At 70.6% G+C, this 17,104-nt stretch carries 16 protein-coding genes; 5 read left to right on the top strand and 11 right to left on the bottom strand.

Going from position 1 to position 17,104, the window contains the following annotated elements:
* Positions 1-14: 14 nt before the first annotated feature.
* Positions 15-524 carry a hypothetical protein gene (locus AB0A63_RS24635; protein ID WP_360395514.1) on the top strand — a complete coding sequence of 170 codons (510 nt, stop codon included), beginning with the start codon at positions 15-17 and terminating at the stop codon, positions 522-524.
* Entirely contained in the window at positions 521-1,021 is a 501-nt protein-coding gene (locus AB0A63_RS24630) for a hypothetical protein (protein ID WP_360395512.1), read from the top strand. Before AB0A63_RS24635 ends, AB0A63_RS24630 begins: the two co-directional genes overlap by 4 nt.
* A gap of 157 nt (positions 1,022-1,178) precedes the next feature.
* Here AB0A63_RS24630 and prmC read toward each other — a convergent pair whose 3' ends face one another.
* From prmC to rpmE, 5 genes are all read right to left on the bottom strand, one after another.
* Entirely contained in the window at positions 1,179-2,045 is an 867-nt protein-coding gene (prmC, locus tag AB0A63_RS24625; RefSeq protein WP_360395674.1) for a peptide chain release factor N(5)-glutamine methyltransferase, read from the bottom strand.
* A gap of 27 nt (positions 2,046-2,072) precedes the next feature.
* Complete coding sequence (lpdA, locus tag AB0A63_RS24620) at positions 2,073-3,458, bottom strand: dihydrolipoyl dehydrogenase (protein WP_360395510.1); 1,386 nt, start codon at positions 3,456-3,458, stop codon at positions 2,073-2,075.
* Positions 3,459-3,467: 9 nt separating this feature from the next.
* Positions 3,468-4,676, bottom strand: coding sequence for an acyl-CoA thioesterase/bile acid-CoA:amino acid N-acyltransferase family protein (locus tag AB0A63_RS24615; protein WP_360395508.1), 1,209 nt, complete (start codon positions 4,674-4,676; stop codon positions 3,468-3,470).
* A 22-nt stretch (positions 4,677-4,698) separates the two neighbouring features.
* Complete coding sequence (prfA, locus tag AB0A63_RS24610) at positions 4,699-5,763, bottom strand: peptide chain release factor 1 (RefSeq protein ID WP_360395506.1); 1,065 nt, start codon at positions 5,761-5,763, stop codon at positions 4,699-4,701.
* Positions 5,764-5,850: 87 nt separating this feature from the next.
* The gene (rpmE, locus tag AB0A63_RS24605; protein WP_065916458.1) at positions 5,851-6,063 is read right to left on the bottom strand and encodes a 50S ribosomal protein L31; all 213 of its coding nucleotides are present in this window, start codon (positions 6,061-6,063) and stop codon (positions 5,851-5,853) included.
* A gap of 255 nt (positions 6,064-6,318) precedes the next feature.
* On the opposite strand from rpmE, the gene AB0A63_RS24600 reads away from it, so the two are divergent.
* Positions 6,319-6,705: a hypothetical protein gene (locus AB0A63_RS24600; RefSeq protein WP_360395504.1), complete on the top strand. Its 387-nt coding sequence runs from the start codon at positions 6,319-6,321 to the stop codon at positions 6,703-6,705.
* A gap of 98 nt (positions 6,706-6,803) precedes the next feature.
* Here the strand turns inward: AB0A63_RS24600 and rho are convergent, their stop codons facing one another.
* The 6 genes from rho to argS all read right to left on the bottom strand — a co-directional run bounded on the left by rho (position 6,804) and on the right by argS (position 15,386).
* A complete protein-coding gene (rho, locus tag AB0A63_RS24595) occupies positions 6,804-8,825 on the bottom strand; it encodes a transcription termination factor Rho (protein ID WP_360395503.1) in 2,022 nt (673 codons plus the stop codon).
* Between the two features lie 321 nt (positions 8,826-9,146).
* A complete protein-coding gene (gene thrB, locus AB0A63_RS24590) occupies positions 9,147-9,992 on the bottom strand; it encodes a homoserine kinase (RefSeq protein WP_360395502.1) in 846 nt (281 codons plus the stop codon).
* Positions 9,989-11,038, bottom strand: a complete 1,050-nt coding sequence (gene thrC / locus AB0A63_RS24585; RefSeq protein ID WP_360395500.1) for a threonine synthase — start codon at positions 11,036-11,038, stop codon at positions 9,989-9,991. Before thrC ends, thrB begins: the two co-directional genes overlap by 4 nt.
* A complete protein-coding gene (locus tag AB0A63_RS24580; protein WP_360395498.1) occupies positions 11,035-12,336 on the bottom strand; it encodes a homoserine dehydrogenase in 1,302 nt (433 codons plus the stop codon). The genes thrC and AB0A63_RS24580 overlap by 4 nt, the downstream gene beginning before the upstream one ends.
* A 3-nt stretch (positions 12,337-12,339) precedes the next feature.
* Positions 12,340-13,758, bottom strand: coding sequence for a diaminopimelate decarboxylase (lysA, locus tag AB0A63_RS24575; protein WP_360395497.1), 1,419 nt, complete (start codon positions 13,756-13,758; stop codon positions 12,340-12,342).
* Complete coding sequence (argS, locus tag AB0A63_RS24570) at positions 13,758-15,386, bottom strand: arginine--tRNA ligase (protein ID WP_360395495.1); 1,629 nt, start codon at positions 15,384-15,386, stop codon at positions 13,758-13,760. The genes lysA and argS overlap by 1 nt, the downstream gene beginning before the upstream one ends.
* Positions 15,387-15,555: 169 nt before the next feature.
* On the opposite strand from argS, the gene AB0A63_RS24565 reads away from it, so the two are divergent.
* Positions 15,556-16,377, top strand: a complete 822-nt coding sequence (locus tag AB0A63_RS24565) for a DUF3105 domain-containing protein (protein WP_360395673.1) — start codon at positions 15,556-15,558, stop codon at positions 16,375-16,377.
* On the top strand, positions 16,377-17,078 hold the full coding sequence (locus tag AB0A63_RS24560) for a DUF305 domain-containing protein (protein ID WP_360395493.1): 702 nt from the start codon (positions 16,377-16,379) through the stop codon (positions 17,076-17,078). The genes AB0A63_RS24565 and AB0A63_RS24560 overlap by 1 nt, the downstream gene beginning before the upstream one ends.
* Positions 17,079-17,104: the final 26 nt, after the last annotated feature.

Below are 17,104 nucleotides of genomic sequence, written 5' to 3'. Positions count from 1 at the left end.
GCATCACGGCGCTCATGGTTCTGAGCTTCACCGCCAACGCGGGCGGTCTCTGGGCGATCCCGCTGGTGGTCCTCGGCATCGCGGCCTTCTTCGGCTACGTCTGGTCCCTGGCGAGCTACCGGCCGAACGGCGGGCGGTGGGTGGTCGTCCCCGCGATGGCGCTCTTCTTCGCCAGCCTCGTACTCGGCAACATCGGCGGTCACTCGCTGTGGCTCAGCGCGTTCGGCGAAACGGTGCGGTGCAACGTCGTCGAGGTGCAGAGCCACAAGCACACCCGAAGCCCCACCACCTACAGCAACACGCTCGACTGCGGCGGCCGGCAGCTGTCCTACCGGCCCACCACGGGCCACGAGGTAGCGGACGTGGGCGCGCGGCTCAGCGTCGTGGTGGACAGGACCGGGTTCGTCAGCAACCTCGAAGCGGCCAAGGTGAACCTGGGCCACTCCCTGCTGTTCCCGCTGGGGCTGCTCGTCAACGCCGCCTTCATCGCCTTCGTGGCCCGGCGCCCCGTCCGCGAACCGTGAAACCCGTCGTCGCGTTGTGCGTCGTCCTGCTCGGCGTCGTCATCGCGGGTTTCGTGATCGCCCTCCCGGTCCCCGAAGCGCTCTTCGCGGTGCTCATCGTGGTCCTGAGCCTGCCGCTGTCCGGCTACCTGATGGCGAAGGCCAGGCCGGGCACCACGGCCGTGCTGGCGGCGCCGATCGCGGTTCTCGTCGTCGCCGCGCTCAGCGGCACCGGCGGGCATTCCCTGTGGCTCACGGTCTTCGGTGAGAAAGCGAGCTGGGCGGTCACCGCGGTCAACACGCACGTGGGGCGCCGCTCGCCGACCAGCTACAGCAACAGCCTCGCGTGCGGCGCTCACCGGGTCGAGGTGCACACGCCGTCGAGCGGCAAGGTCAACCAGCCAGGTGTGCCGACCGCCGCAACGACCGCGGTCGCGTTCGTCCTGATGGTGCTGCGCTGGCCCCGAAGAGAACCGCGAGCACCCAACAAGCAAAAGATCCGCAACGACTTCCTGTAGCTAAGACACGGTCACGCGCAAGATCGCTCCAGCGCGTGACCGTGTGCCCTCCCCACGGGAAAACATACGACCGTTCAACCCCGGCAAGAGCGAACGGCTACTTATTGGCCAGCATTTGGCAACTCGGAGAAGACCCCGTGCCGGAAGCGGGCAGGCTCTAGGAAACCCTGCGAGCGGTCGCGAAGCGAGGCCGGCCCGCCAGGTCGGTGTGATCGGCGACGTCGGTCAGCACCCGGCGTGCCGACAGCAGTGCCGGCACCGACTCGCCCTGCGTGTCGTCGTGCTCGATGCCGACGGAACCGCCGGGGCGCAGCCACCGCGCGGCCGCCGAGACGACGTGGCGGATCACGTCCAGGCCGTCCGCGCCGGAGAACACCGCGTGGTGCGGGTCGTGCACGCCCACCTCGGGTTGCACCGGCGTTCCCTCGGGGACGTAGGGCGGGTTGCACACCACCAGGTCGACCGTGCCGTCCAGGTCGGGCAGCAGCGACGGGTCGGTCGCGTCGCCGTGGTGCAGCCGGATCGGGGTGTCGCCCGCGGCCGCCCGCGCGTCGGCGTTGCGGCGGGTCCACGCAAGCGCTTGCGGGTCCAGTTCCACCGCGTGCACCACGGCGTCCGGGCGGGCTGCGGCGATCGACAGCGCCAGGGCGCCCGTGCCCGTGCAGAGGTCCATGACCACCGGGGTGGGCACTCCCGCCACGGTCTTCAGGGCCCACTCCATCAGCAGCTCGGTCTCCGGCCGCGGCACGAACACCCCGGGCCCGACCTCGACGGAGATGGCGCCCATCGGCGCCCAGCCGAGGATGTGCTGCAACGGGATGCGCTCGGCGCGGGTCAGGACGAGCTTGTGCAGCTGGTCGACCACCGACGGGTCGACCAGCGGGATGAGCGGCAGCCGCCCGCGCTCCACCCCGAGCACGTGCGCGGCCAGGTACTCCGCGTCGACACGGGGGCTGTCCACCCCCGCCTCGGCCAGGACCTCGGCCGCCTCGGAGATCGCGAGGCGGAGCGGCTGCCGGTTCATCGTCGAGGACATCGAGGAGAAGCTACCTCAGAAGTTGATCATGTGCCCGGCCAGGCCGTGCACCGCTTCCTTGACGGCTTCCGAGAGGGTCGGGTGCGCGTGGACGTTGCGCGCGACCTCGTGGACGGTGAGGTCCCACTGCTGGGCCAGCGTGAGCTCGGGCAGCAGCTCGGTGGCCTCGGGGCCGATGATGTGGCCGCCGAGCAGCTCGCCGTGCTTGCCGTCGCTGATCAGCTTCACGAAGCCACCGGGCTCGGCGAGGCCGTGCGCCTTGCCGTTCGCGGTGAACGGGAACTTCGCGACCTGGACGTCGAAGCCCTTCTCGCGGGCCTGCTTCTCGGTGTAGCCGAAGGAGGCGATCTGCGGCTGGCAGAACGTCGCCCGCGGGATCATCACGTAGTCGAGCTCCATCGTCTCGGCACCCGCGATGGTCTCGGCGGCGATGATGCCCATCGACTCGGCGGTGTGCGCGAGCATCAGCTTCGCGGTCACGTCGCCGATGGCGAAGATGTGCGGCACGTTGGTGCGGCCGCGGCCGTCGATGTCGATCGCGCCGCGCTCGGTCAGCTGCACACCGGTCTTCTCGAGGCCGTAGCCCTCGACGCGCGGCACGAACCCGATGGCCTGCATGACCTTGTCGGCTTCCAGGACCTCCTCGGCACCGTTCTTCGACACGGTGACGCGGACCTTCTCGCCCGACTCGTCGATCGACTCGACCCGCGTGCCGACGCGCACGTCGACGCCCAGCTTCTTGTAGCGCTTGAGCAGCTCGGCGGACACCTCTTCGTCCTCGAGCGGCACCATCCGGTCGAGGAACTCGACGATGGTGACCTTCACGCCGTAGTTGTGCATGACGTACGCGAACTCGACGCCGATGGCGCCCGCGCCGGCGATGATGATCGACTCGGGCAGGTCCTCGGTCATGATCTGCTCTTCGTAGGTCACGACGCGGTCGGACTTCTGCGTGTTCGGCAGCATCCGGGTCGTGGCGCCCACGGCGATGATCGCGTGGCCGAAGGTGATCGTCTCGTCCCCGACGGTCAGGGTGTGGTCGTCGGTGAAGTCGGCCCACCCGTTGTACTCGGTGATGCCGTTCTTCTTCATGAGGAAGTGCACGCCCTTGACGCGCCCGTCCGCGACCTTGCGGCTGCGCTGCCACGCCGCGCTGTAGTCGAAGCTGACGGTGCCGTCGACCTTGATGCCGAACGTCTTCTGCTCGTGCGTGAAGAGGTGCGCGAGCTCGGCGTTGCGCAGCAGCGCCTTCGACGGGATGCAGCCGACGTTCAGGCAGACGCCGCCCCAGTACTTCTCCTCGACGATGGCGGTCTTCAGCCCGAGCTGAGCCGCACGGATCGCGGCGACGTACCCGCCGGGACCCGCACCCACGACGACGACATCAAAGTGTGCGCTCATGAGCACACCCTAGGTCCCGAGCTGCTCCTGCAAGAACTCGACGGTCCGTTTCCACGCGTCCCGCCGCGCGTGCGCGGTGGCCTGCGGAACACCACCACCCGAGAAGGTGACGCCGGGTCCCGGATAGGTCACGTCGGTGGCGGGACGGTGCGGCGGGCCCGCGATCAGGTGTCCTGCCTCGGGATACACGACGTGCTCGTACGGGAACGGGTGGTCGTGGTCCTTCAGCCGCCGCAGCGCGACCTCGCTCAGCTCGGCCGACGGCCACGAGTCGTCGTGGCCGGACGAGATGAGCAACACACCCCCGGCGATGTCCTCGACGCGGATCTCCGCGTCCTCCGGCACGCCGTCGGTGGTGTCGAAGGCGAGCCTGAGCGGCACCGGTTCGTCGTTGACGATCCTGGCGCGCAGCTCCTCGCCGATGTCGTAGGGCAGGTACGGCAGCGGCTCACCCCTGTGCGTCCACGACGCCGCCTCGTGCGACAGCTTCTGCAGCAGGTTCGCGCCCGGACCGATGCCCTGGGTCACCACACCGCTGCCCACCACGCTCACGACCGCCTTGACCTGCGGGAACGTCGCGCCGAGCAGCAACGCGAGCTCGCCGCCGCGGGAACCGCCGACGACGCCGACCGCACCGGCGCGCTCGCCCAGGTGCTCGATCGCCTTGCCGAAGTACTCCAGCGGGATGTCGACGAGGTGGTCCGGCAGGCCCTTCACGCCGAAGTAGCCGAGGGCGAACGTCACGAACCCGTGTGCGGCCAGGAGAGCCGCGTCGGTCTCGTGCAGGCCGCCCTCGGAGCCGCCCAGCACGAGCACGCCGGGGAGCTCGCCACCGTCGGCCTCAGGGGCGAACAGCGTGCCCACGAGACCGTTCTCGCGGACCTCGACGCGTTCGACGCCCTCGGGCACCCCCAGCCGCCGCAGCTCGACCTCGCCGGCGCCGTCCACGGACAGGCACGTGGGACCGGGCTTGCCGCCGGTGCGTTCGAGGGACCAGAACAGGCCCATCGCGTCGACACCGGTGTAGGTGCCCTCGACCGGGGCGTGCCGGGCCAGGTCCACGACACCGCGTTCGTCGGCGCGGAAGACGCCGTGGGACGCGCGGTCACCCGTGGACAGCTGCACGGTGACCTCGGCGTCGGGCGGCAGTCCCGTGACGACGATGCCGACCGGCTGGTCGAGGGGCGCCGCCTCGGGGTCCACCAGGATCTCGGCCACACCGCGCCCCTCTCACGTCGGATTACCCGCCTGCGAGCCGTTCTGCCCGGTCAGCGGCGGCGAGTGCGTCCACCACCGCGTCCAGGTCTCCGTCGAGCACCTGGTCCAGGTTATGCGCTTTGTACCCAACCCGGTGATCGGAGATGCGCGATTCGGGGAAGTTGTAGGTCCGGACCCGCTCGCTGCGGTCGACGGTCCTGATCTGGGTGCGGCGGGCGTCGCTCTGCTCCTGCGCCTTCTGCTCCTCGGCGAGCGCGGCGAGGCGCGACTGCAGGACCTGCATGGCGCGCGCCTTGTTCTGCAGCTGGCTGCGCTCGTTCTGGCAGGAGACGACGATGCCGCTCGGCAGGTGCGTGATGCGCACCGCGGAGTCGGTGGTGTTGACCGACTGGCCGCCCTTGCCGCTCGACCGGTAGACGTCGATGCGCAGGTCCTTCTCGTCGATCTCGACCTCGGCGGTCTCCTCGGTCTCCGGGAAGACCAGGACGCCGGCCGCAGAGGTGTGGATGCGGCCCTGCGACTCGGTGACGGGCACGCGCTGCACCCGGTGCACGCCGCCCTCCCACTTGAGCCGGCTCCAGACGCCGTCGGGGGTCGTGGCCTTCGCCTTGATGGCCACCGTGACGTCCTTGAACCCGCCCAGGTCGGAGTCGGTGCCGTCGAGCATCTCGACCTTCCAGCCCTGGCGCTCGGCGTACCGCGTGTACATGCGCAGCAGGTCGCCCGCGAACAGCGCGCTCTCCTCGCCGCCCTCACCGGACTTGATCTCCAGCAGCACGTCGTCGGCGTCGTGCGGGTCGCGCGGCAGCAGCAGCTCGGTGAGCTTCTCCTCCATCTTGGGGAGCTGCTCCTCGATCTGCTTGGCCTCGTCGGCGAACGCCTGGTCCTCGCTCGCGAGCTCCTTGGCCGCCTCCAGGTCGCTCTTCGCCTGGTCGATCTCCCTGGCCGCCTTCACGATCGGCCCGAGCGCGGCGTAGCGCTTGCCGAGCTTGCGCGCCCCCGCCTGGTCAGCGTGCACGGAGGGATCGGCGAGCTTCTTCTCCAGCTCGTCGTACTCGGCGAGCAAGCTGTCCAGCGACTGCGACACGTCTCCTGCTTTCGGTTCAGGGTGGCCTGGAAACGGCGACGGCGCCCGCCCCGGCCGGGTGGCCGAGGTCAGGCGCCGTGAAAGCAGCTACTTGTTGCGCTTGCCGTAACGCGCCTCGAAGCGCGCGACGCGACCGCCGGTGTCCAGGATGCGCTGCTTGCCCGTGTAGAACGGGTGGCAGTTCGAGCACATCTCGACGCGAACCTCGGACGCCGCGGTGGTGCTGCGCGTGGTGAAGCTGTTACCGCAGCTGCAGGTCACCTCGGTGACCGTGTACTCGGGGTGGATGCCAGTCTTCAAGATCTTGTCCCTTTCAAGGATGGCCGCCGGGTCCCAGTTTGTGAACGGGTGAACCGGAGCCGGACTCGACCGTTTAGTTTGCCAGACCGTTCAACACGTGCAAAAACGCGGTTGTTCCCGCGACGGCCACGACAGGCCCGGGGTGCCTGAGGTCACAACCGCTCAACCTCACTGGTACGCCGTTCGGCGCAAGGTGTGGCCGTTGGGCTGGATACGGCTCCACGTTGTTGGACGTATTCCATCAGACTGTGTGCCGTGTTCTGCACCGTTGATCGGCAGCTGAGCTGGCGCCTGTGGCTGGCCGTGCCGTTCCTGTTCGCCGCAGCCGTGTTCGGCCTGATGGGGTCGGCAGGGCTGGTCACCGCGTCCTTCGGGACCGTGCCGCTGTCCTCCGTGGTGTGGGGTGCCGGCGTGGCGGTCGCGGCTGCCGTGTCCCGCGGGGTGCGTTGGGCGGCCCGGTGGCAGCGGACCTGGGTGCGGTGGCCCTGGCTCGCCGCGGTGCTCGCCGGTGGTGTGGGCGTGGGCGGCGTCGAGGTCTCGGCCCTGGGTGCCGCGGTCGTCGGCGTGCCGGTGCTGCTGGGGCTGGTCGTGCAGTGCCTGCTGCGGCAGGACGAGGGAACGGCCGCGTCCAACTGCCGTTGAGCACGGACGGGCACGTGGTTCGGCATTCGAGTGAACAGACGCGGAAAGGCCCCCGGTGACCAGCACCGGGGGCCTTTTCACGTGAAACTCGCGCGGGATCAGTCCTGCTCGGCGCCCGGCGTCGTCTTCGCCACCTGCATCAGGAACTCGATGTTGGTGCGGGACTTGCGGAGCCGGTCGAGCAGCAGGTCGATGGCCTGCTGGCCGTCCAGGGCGTGCAGCACGCGGCGGAGCTTGTGCGTGACCGCCATCTCGTCCGGGGAGAGCAGCAGCTCTTCCTTGCGCGTGCCCGAGCTGTCGACGTCGACGGCCGGGAAGGTGCGCTTGTCGGCGATCTTGCGGTCGAGCTTGAGCTCGGCGTTGCCGGTGCCCTTGAACTCCTCGAAGATGACCGAGTCACCGGCGGAGCCGGTCTCGACCAGCGCCGTCGCGATGACGGTCAGCGAGCCGCCGCCCTCGATGTTGCGGGCAGCGCCGAGGAACCGCTTCGGCGGGTACAGCGCCGTCGAGTCGACACCACCGGACAGGATGCGGCCGGAGGCCGGGGCAGCCAGGTTGTAGGCGCGGCCCAGGCGGGTGATCGAGTCGAGCAGCACGACCACGTCGTGGCCCATCTCCACCAGTCGCTTCGCACGCTCGATGGCGAGCTCGGAGATGGTGGTGTGGTCCGACGGCGGGCGGTCGAAGGTCGAGGCGATGACCTCGCCCTTCACCGAACGCTGCATGTCGGTGACCTCTTCCGGACGCTCGTCGACGAGGACGACCATCAGGTGGCACTCGGGGTTGTTCTTCGTGATCGCGTTCGCGATCGACTGGAGCACCGAGGTCTTGCCGGCCTTCGGCGGCGACACGATCAGGGCGCGCTGGCCCTTGCCGATCGGCATCACCAGGTCGATGACGCGGGTGGTGAGGATGTGCGGCTCGGTCTCCAGGCGCAGGCGCTCGTTCGGGTAGAGCGGCGTCAGCTTGGTGAAGTCCGGGCGGTTGCGCGCCTCGTCCGGGTCCAGGCCGTTGATCTTGTCGACGCGGACCAGCGGGTTGAACTTCTGGCGTTGCTGCTCACCGTCGCGCGGCTGGCGGACGGCGCCGGTGATGGCGTCACCGCGGCGCAGGCCGTACTTGCGGACCAGCGACAGCGAGACGTAGACGTCGTTCGAGCCGGCCAGGTAGCCCGACGTGCGGACGAACGCGTAGTTCTCCAGCACGTCCAGGATGCCCGCGACCGGCAGCAGGACGTCGTCGTCGCGCACCTCGGTCTCGCGGTCAGGACGCTCGGCGCCCTCGCCACGGCCACCGCGGCGGCGGCGGTCGCGGAAGCGGCCACGACGGCCGTCGCCGTCGTCGTCCTGCTGGCCACCGCCCTGGCGGTCGTTGCGGTCGCCCCGGTCACCGCGGTCGCCGCGCTCACCGCGGTCGCGGTTGCGGTCACGGCCGCCCCGCTCGCCCCGGTCGCCGCGCTCACCGCGGTCCTGGCGCTCGGAACGCTCACCGCGGTCGGAACGCTCAGAACGCTCGCCGCGGTCAGAACGCTCGGAACGCTCAGCGCGGTCGGAACGCTCGGCGCGTTCGCCTCGGTCAGGGCGCTCAGCGCGCTCCTGGCGCTGCTCCTGCGGCTGCTGCTGGCCCTCGGCCACCTCGCCGCCCCCACCGCGGCCGGAACGGCGGCGGCGGTTGCCACGGCGACCGCCCTCCTCGGAGGAACGACCCCCGTCCTCGGCTCCGGCGTCGACGGCAGCGGCGGCAGGCTTCTCCGCGGCTACCTCGAGCTGCTGCTGAACAGGCTTTTCGGCAGGCTTCTCGGCCACCGGCTGCTCCGCGACGGGAGCCGGCTTCTCAGCGGCCTGCTTGGGGGCCCGCGCCGGCTTCTCGGCTTTCGCGGCCGGGGCACCGGAGCCCTGCTTCTCCTTGATGGCCGCGATCAGGTCGCCCTTGCGCAGACCAGCGGTTCCGGTGATGCCCAGCTGGCCGGCGAGCTCACGCAGCTCGGCGAGCACCATGCCGGACAGACCCGCGCGGCGGCGCGGCGTCGTGCCGTTCGAAGGGGTGGACAGAGCGGTCTCCTCGGCTCCAGAACCAGAAGCAGCTGCGACATCGCTGCTCAGCAAATCGGTGTTGCTCACACATGTCCTTCCTGACCAGGCCCCGCCTCCTACGCGGCCCAGCGGACCCGCCCTCCCGCTTCAACTGGGGAACGGCGGTCAGTCCGATGCAGACGGAAGCACACACCGCTTCCGGCAAGCACGGGACTTTTGTCAGGTCACACGGCGATCGGGTGCCTCTTTTGCGTCCGCCCCGCCCGCACGGCACAGAGCCAGAACACAAAAGGATTGCGACCCGGAACGAGTGTCCGGGCGCGACACCGGCGCCCGTGCGCGCGGTGACTGATCGCCCCCGAGGGTAGACGCCGGTCCTCCGCTGTGCAACAACCGGGGTCGGGCGTGTCAGTCCAATGGACGAACGCGCACGCCAGAGGCGTCGACGTCGAGTCTGCGCACGTCGAAGCCGTGCACGTCGACCTCGTCCGGAACGTCCCCGAACGCGATCACGGTGGGTCCCGCACCGGACACGCAGGCGGGAACCCCGAGCTTGCGGAGATCGTTGATCACTCGAACGGTGTCGGGCCACGCGGGCTCGCGGTAGTTCTGGTGGAGGCGATCCTCAGTAGCGGCAAGGAGAACCGAGGGGTCCGAGGTCAGCGCGTGCACCGCCAGGGCGGCCCGCCCCGCGGCGTGCGCGGCGTCCGCGTGCGGCACCTCGGCCGGAAGCAGGCCGCGGGTGGTCTTGGTGGACGACTCCTGCGACGGGACCAGCACGACCGGCCGCACCCGTGCGTCGGCGTCCGCCCGGACCGCACGGTAGCGCTCGCCCTCCGACCACGCGATGACGACTCCGCCGTAGAGCGAGGCGGCGACGTTGTCCGCGTGCCCCTCGAACTCGGCGGCGATCTGCAACGCGTCCGCGTCCAGCTCGCGACCCGTCAGGGTGAAGCCGGCTGCGACACCCGCCACGATCGCGGCAGCCGAAGAGCCCAGCCCGCGTGCGTGCGGAATCACGTTGTGGCACTTCAGGGCAAGACCACCGGAGTAGCCGGCGGCGCGGACGGCCCGCACGACGAGGTGCGACTCGTCGAGCGGGACGTCACCCGATCCAGCGCCCTCCACGACCACCGAGAGACCCTCGGCGACCGTGACCTCGACCTCGTCGTACAGGCCGAGGGCCATGCCCAGCGCGTCGAACCCCGAACCGAGGTTCGCGGTCGACGCGGGGACGGTGACGACGAACCTCACGCCAGCTCCAACGCGTGCGCCACGGCACCGGGGTCGACCGGGACCGGCTCGACCTCGGTGGTGCCGAGCAACGCGGTGTCGGGGTCCTTCAGGCCGTGTCCCGTGACGGTGCACACAACCGTCGAGCCCTTCGGCAGCCGGCCGTCCTCGGCGGTCTTCAGCAGACCGGCGATGGACGCCGCCGACGCGGGCTCCACGAAGATGCCCTCGGACGAGGCCAGCAGCCGGTAGGCGGAGAGGATCTGCTCGTCGGTGACCGCGTCGATGAGGCCGCCCGACTCGTCACGGGCGTTGACCGCGCCGGTCCAGGAGGCCGGCGACCCGATCCGGATGGCGGTCGCGATGGTCTCCGGGTTCGGCACCGGCGCACCGCTCACGAGCGGTGCGGCACCGGCGGCCTGGAAGCCGAACATCTTCGGCAGGCCCCGGTCGTAGGACGTGTAGCCCTTCCAGTACGCGGTGATGTTGCCCGCGTTGCCGACCGGCAGGCAGTGCACGTCCGGGGCCTGGCCGAGCACGTCGCAGACCTCCCACGCGGCGGTCTGCTGCCCGACGAGGCGCACCGGGTTGACCGAGTTCACCAGCGTGACCGGGTACTCGGCCGCGGTCTTGGAGGCGAGCTCCAGGCAGTCGTCGAAGTTGCCGTCGATCTGCAGGATCCGCGCGCCGTGCATCACGGCCTGGGCGAGCTTGCCCATCGCGATCTTGCCGCTGGGCACCAGCACGGCCGCCGTCAGGCCAGCCTTGGCCGCGTAGGCCGCGGCGGACGCCGAGGTGTTGCCGGTGGAGGCGCAGATCACGGCCTTCAGGCCGGACGCCAGCGCGTACGTCATGGCCACGGTCATGCCGCGGTCCTTGAACGAGCCGGTCGGGTTCGCGCCCTCGACCTTCACCCACACGTCGCAGCCCGTGGCTGCGGACAGCCGCTGCGCGTGCACCAGCGGCGTGCCGCCCTCGTGCAGCGTGACGACCTCCGCGCCCTCCGGGATCTCGATGCGGTCCCGGTAGGCGTTGATGAGACCGGGCCAGCCAGCTCTAGCGCTCACTCTTCGCCCTCCACCCTCATGACGCTGACGACGTCCCGCACCACGGGGAGGCCACCGACTTTGTCCACAGTGGACCGCAGCGCGGCGTCGGTCGCCGCGTGCGTGACGATCACCAGGCTGGCGTCCTCTGTCCGGCCCTCCTGGCGCACCGCGGCGATGCTCACGTCGTGCTCGGCGAACACGGCGGCGACCTGCGAGAGAACACCCGCCTTGTCCGCCACGTCGAGGCTGATGTGGTAGCGGGTGGGCGTGTTGCCCATGGGCTGCGCCGGCAGCGCCGCGTAGGCCGACTCGCGCGGACCGCGTCCGCTCGCGACCTTGTTGCGCGCCACGGCGACCAGGTCGCCGAGCACCGCGCTCGCCGTCGGGGCGCCACCGGCGCCCTGCCCGTAGAACATCATCTCCCCCGCCGCGTCGGCCTCGACGAACACCGCGTTGAACGCGCCGTTGACCGAGGCCAGCGGGTGCGTCCTGGGGATCATGGCCGGGTGCACTCGAACCGCGACTGACTCCTGACCGGACGGCGAGACGACGCGCTCGCAGATCGCGAGCAGCTTCACCGTGCGGCCCAGGCCCTTGGCCGCCGCGATGTCGGCGGCGCTGACCTGGCGGATGCCCTCCCGGTACACGTCCGCGGCCGTCACGCGCGTGTGGAACGCCAGCGACGCGAGGATCGCGGCCTTGGACGCGGCGTCGAACCCGTCGACGTCGGCGGTCGGGTCGGCCTCGGCGTAGCCCAGCCGCGAGGCCTCCTCGAGCGTCTCGGCGTAGCCGGCGCCCGTGGCGTCCATCGCGGACAGGATGAAGTTCGTCGTGCCGTTGACGATGCCCATCACGCGCGTGATCCGGTCACCCGCCAGGGACTCCCGCAACGGGCGCAGCAACGGGATCGCGCCCGCGACGGCCGCCTCGAAGTACAGGTCGGCGCCCGAGCCGTCGGCGGCCTCGAACAGGTCGGAGCCGTGCTCGGCCAGCAGCGCCTTGTTCGCCGTCACGACGGACTTGCCGTTGTGCAGCGCCTCCAGCAGCAGCCCGCGGGTGGGGTCGATGCCGCCGATGACCTCGACGACCACGTCCACGTCGTCCGACTTCACCAGCGCGGACGCGTCCGTCGTGAGCAGGTGCTCCGGCACCTCGCGGTGCTTGTTCGGCCTGCGCACCGCGATCCCGGCGAGCTCGATCGGCGCGCCGATGCGGGCGGCGAGGTCGCCGGCCTGGTCCGTCAGCAGCCGGACCACTTCCGTGCCCACCGTGCCACACCCCAGCAGGGCGACCCGGATGGGTTTCGCTTCCGGCACCGTTCATACCTCCAGACGGAACAGGTCGTCCTCGGTCTCGCGGCGCAGCAGCAGCCGCGCCTCCCCGTCGGTCACCGCGGCGAGCGCGGGCCTCGGGAGTCGGTTGTACCCGCTCGCCATCGAGTAGCAGTAGGCCCCCGTCGCAGCGACGGCCACCAGGTCGCCCGGCGCGAGGTCCTCGGGCAGCCAGCAGTCGCGCACGACGATGTCGCCGGCCTCGCAGTGCTTGCCCACGACGCGGCAGAGCACGGCGCGCGCGTCGGGCTCTGCCGTCCTGGACACGAGCCTGCAGTCGTAGACCGCGTCGTACAGGGCGGTGCGGATGTTGTCGCTCATGCCGCCGTCGACGCTCACGTACCGGCGGCGCGCGCCACCGTCGAGCTCGACGTCCTTGATCGTGCCGACCTCGTACACGGTGACCGTGCCGGGGCCGACGATCGCGCGGCCGGGCTCGACCGCGATGCGGGGCATCTCCAGGCCGCTGTGCTCGCACTCCTTCTGCACGATGTTGTGCAGCTGCCGCGCGAGCTCCGCCGGCGGGGGCGGGTCGTCGTCCGGGGTGTAGGCGATGCCGAGGCCACCGCCGAGGTCGACGGTGGTCAGCGAGCCGATCTCGCCGTGCTCGGAGCGGATCTCCGCGAGCAGGCCGATGACGCGGCGGGCGGCGACCTCGAAGCCGGAGGCGTCGAAGATCTGCGAGCCGATGTGGCTGTGCAGGCCGACGAGCGTGAGCCCGCTCGCCTTCAGCACCCGGCGCACGGCCTCGGCGGCGTCGCCGGAGGACAGCGAGAAGCCGAACTTCTGGTCCTCGTGGGCGGTCGCGATGAACTCGTGGGTGTGCGCCTCGACGCCGACCGTGACGCGGATCAGCACCGGCTGCACCACACCGCGGTCGCGTGCGATCTGGTCCAGGCGCGCGATCTCGTGGTAGGAGTCGACGACGATCCCGCCGACGCCCGCCTCGACCGCGGCGACCAGCTCGGCGACGCTCTTGTTGTTGCCGTGCAACGCGATGCGCTCGGCCGGGAACTCCGCCCGCAGCGCGATGGCGAGCTCGCCGCCGCTGCAGACGTCGATGGAGAGGCCTTCCTCGGCCACCCACCTCGCGATCTGCACGCTCAGGAACGCCTTGGAGGCGTAGTGCACGAGCGTCGGGTCGCCGAACGCCTCCGCGTGCTCGCGGCAGCGCGCGCGGAAGTCCTGCTCGTCCATGACGAACAGCGGGGTGCCGTACTGCTCGGCGAGCCCGCGCACGTCCACGCCCGCCAGCTCCACGACGCCGTCGGCGTTGCGGGCGGCGTTGCGCGGCCACACGTTCGGGTGAAGGTGGTCGAGCTGGTCGGCGGTGGAGGGGCGGTCGCCGGCGGTGCTGCCGGGGACGAGGACGTCGGCGTGCCGGGGACCGGCCGGGTGCGCGCGCATCACATGCGCTCCGGGGCGGTCACGCCGAGCAGGCCGAGGCCCGCGGCGAACACGCGCCTGGTCGCGTTGACGAGCTGAAGCCTGACCTGGTGCAACGGAGTCGTCTCCTCATCGCCGCGCGGGAGCACGCGGCAGTCCTGCTGGAAGCGGTGGTACGTGCCCGCGAGCTCTTCGAGGTAGCGGGCGACGCGGTGCGGTTCGCGCAGCTCGGCGGCGGTGGCCACCACTCGCGGGAACTCGCCGATGGTGCGGATGAGGTCACCCTCGCGCTCGTGGGTGAGCAGCGCGAAGTCCCCACCGGGGGTGATGCCGAGGTCGCCGGCGTTGCGCAGGATCGACGACGTGCGCGCGTGGGCGTACTGCACGTAGTAGACCGGGTTCTCGTTGCTGTGCTTGCGCAGCAGGTCGAGGTCGATGTCGAGGCCGGAGTCGACCGACGAGCGGACCATGGCGTAGCGCGCGGCGTCCACGCCGACCGCGTCGACCAGGTCCTCCATCGTGATGACGGTGCCCGCACGCTTGCTCATGCGCACCGGCTGGCCCTCGCTGACGAGGTTCACGAGCTGGCCGATCAGCACCTCGACGCTGTCCGGGTCGTCACCCAGGGCGGCCGCCGCGGCCTTGAGGCGCGCGACGTAGCCGTGGTGGTCGGCGCCGAGCATGTAGATGCACAGGTCGAAGCCCCGGCCGCGCTTGTCGACGAGGTAGGCGATGTCACCGGCGATGTAGGCCGGGTTGCCGTCGCTCTTGATGACGACGCGGTCCTTGTCGTCGCCGAAGTCGGTGGAGCGCAGCCACCAGGCGCCGTCCTTCTCGTACAGCGAGCCGGTGGCCTTGAGCTTCGCGACCGCCTCGTCCACGCGACCGCTCCGGTGCAGCGAGTCCTCGTGGAAGTAGACGTCGAAGTCGGTGCCGAACTCGTGCAGGCTGCGCTTGATCTCGTCGAACATGAGCCCGACGCCGACCTCGCGGACCGTCTCGGGGTCGGTGAGCGCACCCGGCTCGCGGCGCAGCACCTCGGCGGCGATGTCGCTCACGTACGTGCCCGCGTAGCCGTCCTCGGGCGCGGGCTCGCCCTTCGCGGCGGCGATCAGCGACCGGACGAACCGGTCGATCTGCGCGCCGGCGTCGTTGAAGTAGTACTCGCGGGTGACCTCGCCGCCGCGGGCCCGCAGGATCCGGCCGAGCGCGTCGCCCACGGCCGCCCAGCGCGCGCCACCGAGGTGGATGGGGCCGGTCGGGTTCGCGGAGACGAACTCCAGGTTGATCCGCTTGCCCTTGAGCTCGTCGCCGGTGCCGTAGCCGTCGCGCAGCGCGTCCTCGACGATCGCGCCCTGGGCCTCGGTGGCGATGGTGAGGTTCAGGAAACCCGGTCCGGCGACGTCGGCCCGCGCGATGGCGGACTGGGTGCGCAGGGCCTCGGCGAGCCACGTGGCGAGGTCGCGCGGGTTCACGCCGACCTTCTTGGCCAGTTGCAGCGCCACGTTCGTGGCGTAGTCGCCGTGCTCGGGGTTGCGGGGTCGCTCGACCGTGACCTGTGCGGGTGCGGCGGCGGTGTCCAGGCCTCGTTCGGAGAGCAGCCGGGCAACCGTGGTCCGAACCAGATCGGCGAGCGCGTCAGGGGTCACGGACGATGAGTCTAGAGAAGCGTTGTCGCAGGTCTCGACCGGGTTACCGGGTCTCGGAGGGTGAGACGGCAAGTGTTAACGCGCACGTGGTATCGCACTGCCCTGACAGTGACCAGACACGTTGTCCCTACACTGGCGCCGGTTGACCAGGACGACATCTGAGGCGGACATGACCAGCGGCAAGAAGACGAAGGCCACACGCAACAGCGTGGCCGCAGCCCGTTCCTCGGTGGTGGGGAAGAAGCCCAAGCCGTGGGGCACGATCATCGCGGTAGTCGCCGTGCTGGGCCTCGCCGGCGGCGTCTTCGGCTACGCGTACTCGCAGATCCACGAGCAGAACGTCAAAGAGGCCGCCCTGGCCAAGTGGAAGCCCTCCGACACGAACAAGGACCCGTCGACGCAGCTCGCGGGCATCGTCGTGAAGGAGTACAAGGGCTCCCGCCACGTCGAGGCGACCCAGCGCGTCGCCTACGACCAGACCCCCGCGTTCGGCGGCCCGCACGACGGCCAGTGGGCCGACTGCACCGGTGTCGTCTACGACAAGGCCGTCCGCACCGAGAACATGGTCCACGGCCTCGAACACGGCGCCGTGTGGATCGCGTACAACCCGGACCAGGTCAAGGACGACGCACTGGGCAAGCTCAAGCCCAAGGTCGAGGGCATCCCGTACATGATGATGTCGCCGTACCCCGGTCTCGACAAGCCGATCTCGCTGCAGGCCTGGGGCCACCAGCTGAAGGTCGACACCGCCGACGACGAGCGCATCGACCAGTTCATCTCCTCGCTGCTGCGCAACGCCAACACCTACCCCGAGGTCGGCGCGTCCTGCGAGAACACGGCGTTCCTGTCGAACCCGGCCCCGTTCGTGGCCGAGAAGCCGGGCGCCGACGCCGTCCCGATGGACGGCGGCAAGGACGACTCCGCCACCGAGGGCCAGCCGAACGCCAGCACGCCGCCGTCGGGCTCGGTCTCGACGCCGCCGTCCAGCTGATGCCGGACACCTCCGACGAGGTCGTGGTCGTGGGCTCCGGGCGTCCCTCAGGCGTCGCCCGGACCCTCGTCATCACCGCAGCCGTCCTCGCCGTGCTCCTGCTCGGCGCGGCCGTCGGCCTGCTGGTGAAGCTCCCCGGCTCCTCGTCCACCGGCAGCGCCCCTGCCTCGGGCTCGGTCGACGTCGGCTTCTGCCAGGACATGGCCATGCACCACCTGCAGGGCATCCAGATGGCCAACATCGCCCGCGACCGCTCCACGGACCCCGACGTCCGCCAGCTCGCCTTCGACATCGCCTCCACCCAGCTCGAACAGGTGGGCCGCATGAAGGGCTGGCTGATGATGTGGAACGAGCACGAGCAGAACATCTCGGGCGTCTACATGACCTGGATGAACGACGCCGGCATCCACGGCCACGGCGCCACCACCGCCGAGCCGGGCAAGCCCGCCATGCCGGGCATGGCCACCACCGAGGAGCTCGCCAAGCTCCGCTCCCTGACCGGCCGTGACCTCGACGTGTACTTCCTGCAGCTGATGCTCCGCCACCACGTCGGCGGTGCCCCGATGGCCGAGTACGCCTCGACCCGCGCGGGCCAGCCGGCGGTGCGCACGCTCGCGGAGAACATGCTGAAGTCGCAGTCCTCGGAGACCGAGCTGATGAAGGACTACCTGGCGAAGCGCGGAGCCGCACCGCTGCCGTAGCCCTGGTCGTCCCTCCAGGCCGTCCC

Source organism: Lentzea sp. NPDC042327 (assembly GCF_040647275.1).
Taxonomy (GTDB): Bacteria; Actinomycetota; Actinomycetes; order Mycobacteriales; family Pseudonocardiaceae; genus Lentzea.
Note: the sequence above shows the minus strand (reverse complement) of the source record. Positions and strands in the feature narration are given on the sequence as shown.